This window comes from Geodermatophilus sp. SYSU D01186, assembly GCF_054050215.1.
The window spans coordinates 82,746-95,978 of sequence record NZ_JBJGYW010000012.1 but is presented as its reverse complement, the minus strand read 5'-3'; the positions used below and the strand labels follow the sequence as shown (position 1 = coordinate 95,978).

Sequence of the window (13,233 nt, the reverse complement as noted above, 5' to 3'; positions counted from 1 at the left end):
GGAGGCCCGGCACCGGTTAGGTTCTGCCCGCCATGGATGCTGCCCTGCCCGAGGTCCCGCCGATCGCGGTGTCCGTGCTCGGTCCGGTGGGGGCCACCGTCGCCGGGCACCTCGCTGTCCTGGGCGGGCCGCGGCAGCGGTCGGTCCTCGCCCGGCTGGTGCTCGCCGGCGGGCAGGTGGTCTCCGCCGACCGGCTGGTGGAGGACCTGTGGGAGGGCGAGCCGCCGCCCAAGGCGCTGGCCTCCCTGCAGGTGCACGTCTCCCGGCTGCGGCGGGCCCTGGAGCCGGCCTCCGGACGGCGGACCGGCGCCACGGTGATCGTCAGCGCGACACCCGGCTACCGGCTGCACCTCCCCCGCGAGGCCGTGGACGCCTGGTGGTTCGAGGACCTGGTCGCCCGGGCGCACGCCACGCCGGACGCCACCGCCCGCCGGGAGCTGCTGCAGGAGGCGCTGGGCTGCTGGTCCGGCCCTGCCTACGCCGAGTCGGCCGACGCCGCGTGGGCCGCGCCGGAGGTGGCCCGGCTGGAGGAGCTGCGGCTGGTCGGCGTGGAGCTGCGCGCCGAGGCCGACCTGGCGCTCGGGCGCGCCGCCTCCGTCGTCCCGGAACTGGAGCGCCACCTGCACGACCACCCCGCTCGGGAGGAGGCCGTGCGACTGCTCGCGCTCGCGCTCTACCGCAGCGGCCGGCAGGGCGACGCGCTCACCGTGCTGCGCCGCGCCCGCGAGCACCTGGCCGAGGAGCTCGGGATCGACCCCGGCCGCGGCCTGCGCGAGCTGGAGGCCGCCGTGCTCGCGCAGGAGCCGGCACTGGACCTGCCCGCCCCGCACGTCGCGCTGCCGGCGGCACCCGCGCCCGCTCCGCCGCCGCCGGCGCCGGCCCGGGCCGGCGAGCTGCGGCTGCTGCTCGACCTGGCCGCCCAGGGCGCGCGGATGGTCTGGATCGCCGGCGAGGCCGGCGCAGGCAAGACCACGCTGGTGGAGGCCGCCGCGGCGCGGTTGCGCGAGAGCGGCTGGCGGGTGACCGAGGGCCGCTGTCCCGAGGTCGACGGCGCTCCCCCGGCCTGGCCCTGGACGGAGATCACCCGCGCGCTCGGCGCCGCTCCGCTGGAGGAGGGCACGGCCTTCTGGCTGGCCCGCGCGGTCGCCGACCGGCTGCGGGCCGCCGCCCGGGAGCAGCCGCTCGTGGTCGTGCTCGACGACGTCCACCGCGCCGACGAGCTGACCCTGCAGCTGCTGCGCCAGGTCGTCGACTCCCTCGCCGGCGAGCGGCTGCTGGTGCTGGCGACCTACCGCGACACCGAGGCCGGCGAGGCGCTGTCGGCCACCCGCGCGGCGCTGGCCTCGGCCGGGGCGCGGCACCTGGAGCTGCGCGGCCTGGACGCCGACGGCGTCGCCGTCCTGGCCCGGCAGTCCGGGCTCGAGGACGTCGGGCCCGCGGAACTGCGGTTGCTGCTCGAGCGCACCGACGGCAACCCGCTGTACGTCCGCGAGCTGGCCCGGCTGCTGGCGGCGGAGGGCCGGGGCGCGGCGCGCACCGGGGTGCCGGCCGGGCTGCGCGACGTGCTGCGCCGCCGCGTGGAGCGGCTGCCCGGTCCGGCGGTGACCGCGCTCCGCCAGGCGGCGGTGCTGGGCCGGGAGGCCGACGTGGACGTGCTGGCGGCCGTGGCCGGGCGGGACGTGGACGAGCTGCTCGACGCGCTGGAGACCGCGGTGCTGGCCGGCCTGTTCGACGAGCCGGTGCCGGGTCGGGTGCGGTTCACCCACGCCCTGGTGCGCGACGTGCTCTACGAGGACACCCCGCTCCTGCGCCGCGGGCGGCTGCACGCCGCCGCGCTGGACGTCCTCCGGGAGACCGCCGGGGTGGACGCCGCCACGCTCGCCCACCACGCGGTCGCCTCCGCCGGGCCGCGCACCGCCGCCGACGCCGTCCCGTACGTGGCCGCGGCGGCACGGGAGGCCGGCCGGCTGGGCGCGGCGGCTGAGGAGGCGCGGCAGTGGGCCTCGGCGCTGCGGCTGCTGGAGCTGGCCGGCCGGCGCGGGTCGGCGGACGAGCTGGCCGTCCTGCTGCCGTCGATCCCCGCGCACGCCCGCGCCGGCGACGCGGTGACCGCCCGCGTCCAGCAGCGGGACGCCGTCCGCATCGCCCGCCGGCTGGGCCGCGACGACCAGTTGGTCGCGGCGCTGGCGGCCTGGGATGCGCCGCTGGTGTGGACGGTCCGCGACGACGGCGCGCAGGACCCCGAGCTGCTCGGCCCGCTGCTGGAGCTGCTGGAGACGCCGGCCGGGGAGGAGCTGCCCGGCGACGTGCGCTGCCGGCTGCTGGTGGCGCTGGTGCGGGAGGTGGAGGGCGTCGACGACGAGCGGACCGCCGCCGCCAGCGCGCAGGCGCTGGAGCTGGCCCGCGCCGCCACCGGTCCGGACGCCGCCCGGCTGCTGTGCGCCGCGCTCAACGTGCGGGCCTTCGCCGCGCTGGGCCCGGACCTGGCCGAGGCCCGGGAGCCGCTGGCCGAGGAGCTGCGGGCGGTCGCGGCCGCCGCGGGGCTGACCGACCACCAGGCGGTGGCGCACTGGCTGCTGTTCCTCGCCGCAGCGGCGCGCACGGACCTCGCGGCGGCCCGCCGGCACGTCGACACCGCCGTCGCGCTGGCCGACGCCGGCCAGCTGGGCCACGTGCTGGGCGCGCTGCAGGTCTTCTCCGGCGCGCTGCTCGTGCTGGCCGGCCGGTACGACGAGGGGCAGGCGCGCTACGAGCAGGTGGCCGCGCACCTGGTGGAGACCGGCGCGACCAACGGGGGGCTGATGGCGCTGATCGGCCGGTTCGCGGCCGGCTTCGCCCGCGGCGACCTCACCCCCGTCGTGCCCGAGCTGCAGTGGCTGCACGCGGCGATGCCCGGGGCGCTCACCGACGCCGTCGTCCTCGGGCTGCTCGACGCCGGGCGGGTCGACGAGGCGCGCGAGGCCTGGGCCGTGCGCCGGCCGATCAGCCGCGACTACTACTGGCTGGCCACCACGACGCTGCGGGCGCACGCCGCCGCGCGGCTCGGTGACCTCGCGGTGGCGCGGCAGGTCCGCGACGAGTTGCTGCCCTGGGCCGGGCGGATCGGCGGACTGGACTCCGGCACGCTCGTCGTCGGCCCGGTGGACGACGCGCTGGCCGCGGTCGCCGACGCCCTCGGGGACGCCGGCGCCGCGGCCACCGCGCGACGCGGTGCCGCGCGGGTGCGTGCGGATCTGGCCGCACAGCTGGCCGCGGTCGGCGTCTGATCAGACTCCGAAGACGGCGCGCTCGCGGCGGCGGAAGGTCGGGACGACGAGGGCGAGGACGACCTTGAGGGCCAGGCCGCCGTCGGCCTCGATCGCGGCACGCTCGGCGTCGGTGGCGACGGCGAGCGCCCGGGGGGCCTCGAAGGAGAGCTTCGCCCGCTTGCGGATGCGGGCCTCGACCGCGGCCCAGTCGGCGACTGACAGGTACTTCTCGATCACCGGGAACACCGAGGCCTCCTCGTCGCCGATGTGCTCGGTGAGGGTGTCGCGCAGCTCGGCGAGCTCAACGGCCAGGGCGGTGGCGGTGTCCTCGCCGGGGCGGGCGCGGAAGGCGTCGGCGGTGTCCCGCAGCCGGTGCAGGGCCGGGTCGAGGGCGGCGTGGTCGTCGGAGAGCTCGGTGAGGTCGACGTGCGGGCCGGCGGAGGCGGCGAGCACCGGCCAGAGGACCTCGTCCTCGACGCTGTGGTGGTGGTGCACCGAGTCGGCGAAGTCGCGGACGTAGCGGGCGACGGCGTCGGCGCGCTTCCCGTCGGTCGTCGGCTCGGCAGCGAGCCGCTGGGCGACGTCGGTGAGCCGTCGGGCGTCGCGGAGCATGGCGCGGTGCGCCAGCCGCATGCCCAGGACGTCGGGCACGGGGTCGCCGTCGGTGCGGGGGTGGACGCGGGCGGGGCCGGAGCGGGTCATCGCGGTTCTCCTTCGGGTCGGTGGGCCGTCGCCGCGGACCTTCGCGCGGTCCGCTTGCCGGTTCCTTGCAGCCGCGACTGCAAGGGCGCGGCAAGCGCGGCCGGTCACGGTTCTCGCCGACCGGGTTCCCCGGACTCCGACTCACCGTGAGGACGTGCCATGACCGCCACCGCCCTGCCCGCCGCCGTCTCCCCGACCGCCGCCGTCCCCGACCACCGCCCGTCGCTCGCGCTGCGCGGGCTGGCCGTCACCGCCGGGGGCGTGCTGTTCGCCGTCGGCAACGCGCTGCACCCGATGCAGCACGACGAGGCGGCCCACCACGCGGCGACCTGGGTGGCCGCGCACGTCGTCTTCAGCGCCGGCGCCCTGCTGATCGCCGCCGGGGCCGGCGCGCTGGCCGCACGGTTGAGCCGGTCCCGGGTCGCCACGATCGGCCTGTCGGTGCTGTGGGTCGGCCTGGTGCTGATGCCGATCGGTGGCTACACGGAGGCCTACGTCGCGCCGGCGATGCACGACGGCTTCGCCGCGATCGAGGAAGCGACCCTGTGGTTCTCCGCGCTGGCCGGCACCGCCACGTTGCTCGGCCCGCTGCTGATCGCCGTCGGCGCGCTGCGCAGTCGGCTGCTCCCGGCGCCGGTGGCCCTGTCGCTGCTCGCCCTGCCGGTGGGCGGCGTGCTCGCCGGCGCCCTGGCCGTCGAGGGCTGGGGGATCATCCCGGGCACCATCGTGTTCGGCGTCGGCATCGCCGCGGCGGGCTGGACGAGCCGCCGTCCCTGAGGTGTCCTGACGCGCCCCGGTCCCGCTGTCCGCGGGGCCGGGGCGCCCTGTCACTTCCGCCAGAACAGGTGGTGCGTCACGCCGCTCGGGCTGGGCACGACGTCGAGGTGGAAGCGGTCGAGCAGCTCCTCGGGTGACTTCCACAGCCGCACCCCGGAGCGGAGCTCCACCGGCGCGACCGCCACGTGCAGGGTGTCGACGAGGTCGGCGTCGAGGAACTCCCGGATGGTGGTGGCCCCGCCCCCGAGCCGGACGTCCCTGCCCTGGGCCGCCTCGCGCGCCCGTGCGAGGACCGTGGCGGGGTCGGCGTCGACGAAGTGGAACGTGGTGTCGGAGAGCGTGAACGAGGGGCGCTCGTGGTGGGTCATCACGAACACGGGGGTGTGGAAGGGGGGCTCGTCGCCCCACCAGCCCTGCCACTCGAGGTCCTGCCACGGACCGCGGTGGGGACTGAACTTGTTGCGGCCCATGATCTCGGCGCCGATGTTGTGGGTGAAGTCCCGCGTGAAGTAGTCGTCGAGACCACGGCTCCCCCCGGGCTCGGTGCGGTTGGGCCAGCTCGCGGTGGCGCCGGCCCAGGCCATCAGGGCGCGGGGATCGGCGTGGCCGAACGGTCGCTCCAGGCTCTGGTTCTCACCCGCGCCGAACCCGTCACTCGAGACGGTGAAGTTCTGGACTCGCAGCAGCTGCTCCACGTGGCTCCTCCTCGCGCGTTCGACGACGGTCAGACCGCCGGAGTCCGGGGAACTCATCGCCGGCACGGGACCGCTGAGGAGGGACAGAGCGACCCCCGCGGGCGGGGAACCGTCCGCTGACGGGCTGGGTCCTCGTGGTCACACCGCGGCGACCGCGCCTCCGCCGTTGGGGACCAGCTCGACCCAGGTGTTCCCGGGCGCGAGCTGCACCGGGTCGCCGTCCGCGCCGGTGAGGCTCACCCGGTCCCCGGTCCCCGACTTGGACCAGGTGGCCTCGACGGCGTGCCCGCCGGAGGCGACGAGGGCGCGGCCGGTGCCGGTCAGGATGGTCTCCGGGACGGGGTTGCCCGCCGGGTCCCGGGCCTCGGTCGCGACGACGTCGACGCGCAGCACGACGACGTTGGTGGCGCCGATCCGCCGCCCGTCCGCCTCGACGGCCGGGGTGCTCCCCTCGCTGCGCAGCCATCGGCCGTCCGCCGCGTTCCACGTCCACCGCGGGGAACTGATCCGGGACAGTGTGAGGTCCAGACCCGTTGCCGGCTGCCCCGCGGCGACGGCGGTGGGCGGCTCGTCCGTGCCGTGCTCGAACTGGTTGCCGGGTGCCTCGCGATGCGCGGCGTCGGCCTGGTCGACGAGGGTCTGCGGCACCGCGTAGACGTTGTGCGGCGCGCTGCGGGTCGACGTCCGGGAGAAGCCGCCGGCGCCCGTGTCCTGGCTGAGCACCTGCAGTCCCGCGTCCTGGGCCGCGCTGACGTAGGACTGCACACCCCCGGAGAACGCGAGCAGCCCGCCCAGCGGCGCGGCGATCGCGGGGTCCATCGGCCGGATCGAGCGCACCGGGCCGACCTCGGGCGGGAGGGCGGAGTGGTAGACGGCGACGAACCGGGTGATGCCGCCCTCGACCACCTGCTCCCAGACCACGTCCGCGGCGTCCAACCCGGTCTGCGGGCGTGCGTCGACGGAGTTCTCGATCTTCACCGCGAGCGCCGGCCGGTCGGGGACCGCGCCGACCGGGACCCCGGTCAACGGCCAGGCGGGCGGGGACGACGACGGGAGCGCGGAGACGATCGAGTCGAGGAACGGCACCGCGGACAGCTGCTGCCGCAGTGCCGGCCAGGCGACGACGCCGATCGCCACCAGCACGACGAGCAGGACCGCTCGGAGGCCCCGCCGGGGCCTCGCGCGGCGGCTCGCCCTCGCCGGCGTCCGCTTCGCCGGTGTCCGCTTCGGCGGCGTCCGCTTCGTCGGCGTCCGCTTCGTCGTGCGGGCGCTCGTCGTGCGGCCGCTCCTGCTCGCCCCGGAGCGAGGCCGGGCCGCGGTGGACCTGGGCACGGCAGACCTCCTGGGTCAGCGGGGTGGTGCCTCCTCTTTATCGGCACGCTCGGCCACGCCCGGCACGTGGACACGGCGCCCGGCGCACCTCCACTCCAGCAGCGGATCGCGACGCAGCCGTTCCCGGAACACGTCTCCGCCGATGCACGGGTCAAGCCCGCGCGAGTCGTCTGATGGAGCTACGGAACCCGATCGGTAGTCCTCTCCCGCTCGTCACCAGGCTGACCGGCGACACGGCTGCTCACCCCATGGGGCGAGTACCGGGCCGTTGGCCTCGAGGACGACTGAGGGCCTCCCGCCGGGAGCGGCGGGAGGCCCTCAGTGGGGAGCGGTGCTTACTGCAGGTTGACGGTCACGCCGCCCGAGAAGGCCGAGTCGTGCAGCTCGATCGAGGTCGGCGCCGTACCCGTGGGCACGTCGAAGACCACCTTGCTGTTCAGCGTGTTGCCCGGGTTGATCTCCTCGTAGAGGGAGGAGGAGTTCTCCAGGTAGATGGCCGCCTCGGAGTCGGCCGAGAACTCCTGGCCCTGGGCGTTGAACAGGGTGGCGTTGTCACCGAAGAAGCTCTGCGCCTCGTCGCCGATGTTGGAGATGGTCAGGTCGACGATGCAGAACTGGCCCTGCGCGGTGGTGCTGAGGTACTGGTCGCCGATCTCGGTGGCGCTGCAGTCGATGCCGTTGACGACGAAGTTGAAGTCACCGTCGGCAGCGGGCTGGCCGATGCCGGGAGCGTCGGAAGCCGTGTCGGCAGGCGCGTCGGCGGGCGCCTCAGCGGGCGTGTCCACCGGCGCGTCGGCCGCAGCGCTGGCGCCGGCAGCGCCGGTGGCAGACGAGTCGGTGGTCGCCGAGTCGCCGCCGCCGGCCTGGGTGGCGATGACGATGACCACGATGACGGCCAGGATGAGGAACCAGGCCTTCTTGTAGAAGGGCTTCTTGGCCGGGGCCGGCTCGGGCATCTGCGGCGGACCGACTGGCGCGTGGGTCTGGGACATGGACTCCCCCGTATGGGCGGTGGTGATCGAGGTGCCGGTGCCGGTGCCGTGACCGCGGCAGCGGCCATGCCTCCGTGTGCTCCTCGGGTTGGCGGTGGGACCGTGACACGCCGGCGTCCCGGAACCGGGCAGGCCGGATCCGACACCACCCCGGCAGACGCCTGGGCCACAGGGGTTGCTCCCCGCCTCAACCGGCTCCACCGGACTCCGGACGGCACACGAGACCCAGGGGTTCCGCCTCGGCGCGGCAGGCCGCGCGGGTCTTCCCCGTCGGGGAGCCTGCTGCGGACAGCGTCCCCCCGCTCTCGGGAGCCCTTCATGATGACCGTCGCCGAGTTGCGCGAGACCTTCAACGGCTCCCCCGCCGCAGGCATCGCCGCGTCCATCGACGACCGACTCGTGCCCGAGCAGAGCGGCTCTGCCCGCTTCGCCTGCTTCGGCGACGACGCGACCCTGCTGATCGTCGCGGGCGAGCAGGAGGCGCGGAACACGGAGCTGGCCCTCGCGTACGGCCTCGCCTGGGCCAGCCAACGGCGCCTCGTCGTGGCGCTGCCTGCGTACATGTCGAACGCGACGGCCCAGCGGATCCCCTGGCTGCGTCCGGAGGTGCGGCCGACGCTCTGGTTGCACGACGGCCACACCGCGACGCCCGCACCCGTTCGGAGTCGCGGGGAGACGATCGCGGCGGTCCGCGAGTCGCTCGGCGGCGTCGAGCCCGATGTCGAGTTCCGCCGCGCCGCGACCGCGCTGTACCTGGGAGAGCGGGCGGACTGGGTCACACCGCTCGTCGACTCGGTGACCAGTGACGAACGCCTGGACCCGGCCCACACCCAGAGCGAGCGGTCGTGGCACCACCGCGGACAGCGTGTGCTGTCCGTCATCCGCTCCAGCGCTGGACTCCGCGTCCGTGCGGGCATCCACCACTCCGCCGCCGACCAGGCACCCCAGGAGTGGTTGCTCGACGGTCCGCTCCCGACCAGGGCGCTGGCGGAGATCCGCCACGTGGTCGACGGAGCCGTCGCCGCGCGTTCTGCCGGAGAGGACTCGGCCATCCGCCGGGACGACGAGCACCTGCTCCAGTCGGTGCTGCGCCGCTCCCCCTCCGTGGTCGGGATCGAGCAGCAGGCCATGCGCGAGGTGCCGGCCTGGCGGCCGACGGACGGCGGCCGACCGTGGACGCGCGGGTATGTCGACCTGGTCGGCCTCGACGGCAACGGCGACGTCCTCGTCACCGAGACGAAGATCGAGAAGAACGCCGACCCGCTGTTCGTGCTGCAGGGTCTGGACTACGTGGTCTGGGCGCGGGCGTACCGATCGGCGCTCGTCAGCCGACTGGGCGCGTCCGACCTCGCACAGATCCGGCTGGCGCTCGTAGTCGGTGCCGCCTCCGACGTCGCGCCGCGCGTACCCGCCTACACCCGCGCACTCGCGGCCGCGCTGGACGACGACGTCTTCTGGACCGCGCGTTGGGTGCGCGGGTGGGCTGACGCCGAACCGCGTCCGATCGGTGAGGCGCTGGGTCTGCTCTCTTGATGGAGCAACGACGAGCGGAGGGCGACGACGCGGTGCGGGTGGTGCTCGTGCTGCCCCGGCCGACGCGCGCCAGGCGGGTGTGACCGACAAACCCACCGAGATTCGGGGAAGCGGTCTCGGAGAGCGGCCCCCGACTGCTGCGACCTGACCGGCTGGTGTCCCTCGACCCCACGTTCTTCGACCACCCGGCCACCCCGTCGGCCGAGTACTCCACCCGCTACGAGCGGGCCCACTGCCGCACCCACGAGGAGACCGCATGACCTACCGACTGCCCCGCGCACTGCAGACGGCGGATGACAGCCGGGCGCTCGAGTACCTGCGCACGTACTACGGACTGAACGGAGGCAGCGCGTACACCGGCTCCTACTTCGACGCCTGGGGCGGCGAGCAGGACCCTGACCGCTTCACCGCAGAGGACGTCGTCGCTGTCACGTTCCTCTCCGTCGTCGTCCCTCCGATGGCGGCTCACCGACTGCTGATGGAGGAAGCCGACTCGTTCGCCGAACTGCTCCGTGAGCTGGGCCCGGATCGTGACCTCGTCGATGAGGACCGGACCATCGATGCCAGCTGGCCCGGGCGCCGGCTCAACCGGGCACTCCAGGATCGGCTGGGAGGTGTCGGGCCCACCATCGCCAGCAAGCTGTGCGCCCGCAAGCGCCCGCGGATGATCCCGATCTACGACTCGATCGTGCGGGACGTGACCGACGCACGGCTCGCCCAGTGGGAGCCGCTGCGCAACGAGCTCCGCGCGGATGACGGTGCACTGCACGAACGTCTTCTCCGCCTTCGGAGCGAGGGCGGCCTGGAGGAGGAGATCTCGGCGATCCGCGTGTACGACGTCATCACGTGGATGGAGGGGAAGCAGAGAAACCTGCGACCCACCGAGCCCGATGAGCAGCCCGGCGCCGCTCTGCCCGAGAGCTGAGCCGGACCGCGGCCCTCCTGGCGGAGGCCTCCACACGTCCTGCAAGCGCTCCGAAGACGTCGGCCGAGGGGTCGTCGGTCCGCGGGTGGGACGACGACCTCGGGGCGACCGGTGTCAGGCTTCGATGCCGTCGAGTACCGCCGCGCACTGCCGGCAGGTCGCTGACGCGCCGACGAACCACTCGGGCGCGTGGGCACGGCGGCACGAACGGCACCAGCGGAACGAGCGGCGCCGGCGCGCGGCGACGGCCTCCGCCGCCTCCGCGACGAGCTCCGGCGTCCAGACGAGGTCGTCGCGGGTGAACTGGTGCCGGTCGGCCGACTGCAGCTCCGTCCGCTCACCCCAGCGGGTCAGCGGACGGGCCAGCACGAACCACGGACCCTCCACGCCGACCGCGACCTGCGCCGGCTCGCCGCTGACGAACCACTGCACCAGGTCGTCCGCGCCGCTCTCCCGACGCCATCCGGTACCGAGTGCGCGGACGACGTCGGCGTACCGGACGTCCAGCAGGTCGGCCAGCGCCTGCTCGTCGGTCGTTGGGTCGCCGTCGCGTCCCCAGTCGAGCCCGCACGATCGGCAGGCGAGGACGGGCTGTTCCTCCGGCACGAGGCAGCCGCTGAGCGCGACCAGGCCCCGCTCGGCGAGCCGGGAGTCCTCGGCACCGGGCAGGCCCCACACCAGCGGGACCGAGTCCTCCCGTCCGCACCCGGGGCACACCCGCCCCGCCTGGACGCCGACTCGTTCCCCCATGCCACTCCCATCTCACCGACCGTCCCCGTGACGGCCGGGCGCGGATCGTGGCAGGTACCACCGACAGGAGTCGCGAGACCGCTGAGCGCGGCCCGCGCTTCAGTGGTCCGAGCGGGTTGACGCGCGACGGCGAAGATAGAGCTGCGCCGGCTTGCCGACCGTCCCCTCCGACCTCCGTTGCGTCTCGTCGAGCATCGGCAGCATCGCGCGGCGGAAGGTGTCCGCGGAGAACGGCAGGCCACCTGCGATCGCGTCGTGGAGACGATGCAGTTCGCGGATCGTGAAGGGCTCGCCCAGGAGCCCGTCGGGGTCCGGACCTGCGGCGTATGCGGCCCGCATGTCGGCCACGGCCCGCCGCACGATCTCGTCGTGGTCGAAGAGCAGCCCACGGACCTCGTCGACCGAGCGCACGACCACGTCGTCCGACCACGCTGCGAGCACCGGCTCGACCGCCCGCCACGGCAGCGCGGCCACGTGCGCGACCGACAGCACCCAGCCCCGGTCGTCACGGTCGGGTTCGTCGAAGACGTGCAGCTGGCGCGGAGCGACGTCCGGCGTCAGGCCGGCCTTCTCCCCCAGCGACCGCCGGACGGCCTCGGCGAGGGTCTCCCCCTCGTGCAGGAACGTGCCGGGCAGCCCCCACTCCTCCGTGCGCGACTCCCCCGCCCGGCGGACGAGGAGCACGCAGAGTCGCGCGTCGTCGTCCGGCACGGTCAGGACGGCGGTGTCGACGGCGACCGACGGCCGCGGGTAGTCGGTGAGCGCCTTGCCCGAACTGTCGCGGTACACGTGGTGGACATTAGCGCAGATTTGGTCTAATCTGGTTTTGGCGCAAGGTTGCGCTAACGAGGAGGCCCGGATGTCACCGCGCATGCACCGTTCCCACCGCGTCGCCGGCGCGCTGGTCGGCTCCGCCGTCGGCGACGCGCTCGGCGCCCCGTTCGAGTTCGGCCCGCCCGGTCAGTTCACCGCCCGCTTCCCCGAGCCGGCCCGCGGCACGCACACCGAGATGTGCGGCGGCGGCGCGCTCGGGTGGGAGCCCGGCGAGTTCACCGACGACACGCAGATGGCGCTGCTCGTCGCGACGTCCCTCGTCGAGCGCGGCGGCCTGGACGAGGCGGACCTCTTCGGCCGCTTCCGCGCCTGGCTCGGCGGCGACCCGCCGGACGTCGGCAACCAGACCCGTGCCGTGCTGGGTTCCGGCCGGCCGTGGGACGTCGCCGCCGCCGAGCACTTCGCACGGTCCGGGCACGCCGCCGGCAACGGGTCGTTGATGCGGACGACGCCGGCCGCGATCCGGTTCGCCCGCGAGGGCCGCGAGGCGACGATGGACGCCGCCCGCCGGATCTCGGCACTCACCCACGGCGACCCGTCCGCCGGCGAGGGCTGCGCGATCTTCCACGAGCTGGTGCGGGTGGCGCTGGACGGCGACGACCCGCTGGCGTTCATCCCCTTCGCCCTCATGGCGGTGCCGGACGAGCACCGCGAGCGGTGGGCGACGGTGCTCGCGCCGGACTGGTCGCCCGAGGACGCGACCGAGTCCAACGGCGCCGTGTGGCCGACGCTCGGCCAGGCGGTGTGGGCGTTGCGGCACGGCCGGGACTTCGCCGAGGTGATGCGGCTGGTCATCGACCTGGGTGGGGACACCGACACGGTCGCCGCGGTCGCCGGCGGGCTGGCCGGCGCGGTGTTCGGCATGGGCGGGATCCCGGTGCGGTGGGCGTCGGTCGTCCACGGCCGGGTGCCCGGCCACGGCGAGGAGGTGTGGCGGCTCGCCGACCTGCAGCAGCTGGCGGCCGCGCTCGACGGGAAGGACGCCGGGCCGTACGACCCCGGCGCCATCCCGCGGATCGGCCCGCGCGAGATCGTCCCCGGCATCTGGGCCGGCAACCTGGACGGCGCCCGGTACAGCGAGGAGGACTTCGCGGTCATCTCGCTGTGCCGGCTGGGCGAGCCCTTCCCGCACACCGTGCACCGGATGGCGTACATCGCGGACAACGACCACAACCACGACCTGGACGCCGTCCTCGCCGACGTCCTCGACGACATGGCCGCTCTTCGGGCCGAGGGACACCGGCTGCTCGTGCACTGCCACGGCGGCGCCTCGCGCACCGGCCTCGTCCTGCGCGGCTGGCTGGTGCGCGAGGAGGGCATGTCCGTCGAGGAGGCGACCGCCTACGTCGCCGAGCGGTGGGAGCACCTGGGGCTGTGGAACGGCAGCTTCGCCGAGGCGCTCGAACGACTCGCACGAGCCCGTTGAGGCCAGTGGAACCAACGGG

11 protein-coding genes are annotated in these 13,233 nt (G+C 75.0%); 5 read left to right on the top strand and 6 right to left on the bottom strand.

Features of this window, described 5'->3' with window-relative positions; all coding sequences use genetic code 11:
• The first annotated feature begins 32 nt into the window (after positions 1-32).
• Positions 33-3,266 (top strand): BTAD domain-containing putative transcriptional regulator, encoded by a 3,234-nt coding sequence (locus tag ACI784_RS11170; protein WP_457013516.1) that lies wholly within the window; start codon positions 33-35, stop codon positions 3,264-3,266.
• Here ACI784_RS11170 and ACI784_RS11165 read toward each other — a convergent pair whose 3' ends face one another.
• Entirely contained in the window at positions 3,267-3,950 is a 684-nt protein-coding gene (locus tag ACI784_RS11165) for a hemerythrin domain-containing protein (protein WP_457013515.1), read from the bottom strand. It abuts the gene before it with no gap.
• Positions 3,951-4,109: 159 nt separating this feature from the next.
• On the opposite strand from ACI784_RS11165, the gene ACI784_RS11160 reads away from it, so the two are divergent.
• Positions 4,110-4,727: a hypothetical protein gene (locus tag ACI784_RS11160; protein ID WP_457013514.1), complete on the top strand. Its 618-nt coding sequence runs from the start codon at positions 4,110-4,112 to the stop codon at positions 4,725-4,727.
• Positions 4,728-4,777: 50 nt separating this feature from the next.
• On the opposite strand, the gene ACI784_RS11155 is transcribed toward ACI784_RS11160, so the two are convergent.
• The 3 genes from ACI784_RS11155 to ACI784_RS11145 all read right to left on the bottom strand — a co-directional run bounded on the left by ACI784_RS11155 (position 4,778) and on the right by ACI784_RS11145 (position 7,746).
• Positions 4,778-5,479, bottom strand: a complete 702-nt coding sequence (locus tag ACI784_RS11155; protein ID WP_457013513.1) for a dihydrofolate reductase family protein — start codon at positions 5,477-5,479, stop codon at positions 4,778-4,780.
• An 81-nt stretch (positions 5,480-5,560) separates the two neighbouring features.
• Positions 5,561-6,565 (bottom strand): DUF3048 domain-containing protein, encoded by a 1,005-nt coding sequence (locus ACI784_RS11150; RefSeq protein WP_457013512.1) that lies wholly within the window; start codon positions 6,563-6,565, stop codon positions 5,561-5,563.
• Between the two features lie 524 nt (positions 6,566-7,089).
• Positions 7,090-7,746 (bottom strand): DUF4352 domain-containing protein, encoded by a 657-nt coding sequence (locus ACI784_RS11145; RefSeq protein ID WP_457013511.1) that lies wholly within the window; start codon positions 7,744-7,746, stop codon positions 7,090-7,092.
• A gap of 318 nt (positions 7,747-8,064) precedes the next feature.
• Here ACI784_RS11145 and ACI784_RS11140 point away from each other — a divergent pair, with 318 nt between their 5' ends.
• Together ACI784_RS11140 and ACI784_RS11135 are read left to right on the top strand one after the other, a co-directional pair.
• Entirely contained in the window at positions 8,065-9,279 is a 1,215-nt protein-coding gene (locus ACI784_RS11140) for a hypothetical protein (protein WP_457013510.1), read from the top strand.
• 256 nt (positions 9,280-9,535) lie between these two features.
• Positions 9,536-10,204: a DUF6308 family protein gene (locus ACI784_RS11135; RefSeq protein WP_457013509.1), complete on the top strand. Its 669-nt coding sequence runs from the start codon at positions 9,536-9,538 to the stop codon at positions 10,202-10,204.
• Between the two features lie 114 nt (positions 10,205-10,318).
• Here ACI784_RS11135 and ACI784_RS11130 read toward each other — a convergent pair whose 3' ends face one another.
• Together ACI784_RS11130 and ACI784_RS11125 are read right to left on the bottom strand one after the other, a co-directional pair.
• The gene (locus ACI784_RS11130; protein ID WP_457013508.1) at positions 10,319-10,954 is read right to left on the bottom strand and encodes a hypothetical protein; all 636 of its coding nucleotides are present in this window, start codon (positions 10,952-10,954) and stop codon (positions 10,319-10,321) included.
• Positions 10,955-11,053: 99 nt separating this feature from the next.
• Positions 11,054-11,743, bottom strand: coding sequence for an NUDIX domain-containing protein (locus tag ACI784_RS11125; RefSeq protein ID WP_457013507.1), 690 nt, complete (start codon positions 11,741-11,743; stop codon positions 11,054-11,056).
• Positions 11,744-11,813: 70 nt separating this feature from the next.
• On the opposite strand from ACI784_RS11125, the gene ACI784_RS11120 reads away from it, so the two are divergent.
• On the top strand, positions 11,814-13,214 hold the full coding sequence (locus ACI784_RS11120) for an ADP-ribosylglycohydrolase family protein (protein WP_457013506.1): 1,401 nt from the start codon (positions 11,814-11,816) through the stop codon (positions 13,212-13,214).
• Positions 13,215-13,233: the final 19 nt, after the last annotated feature.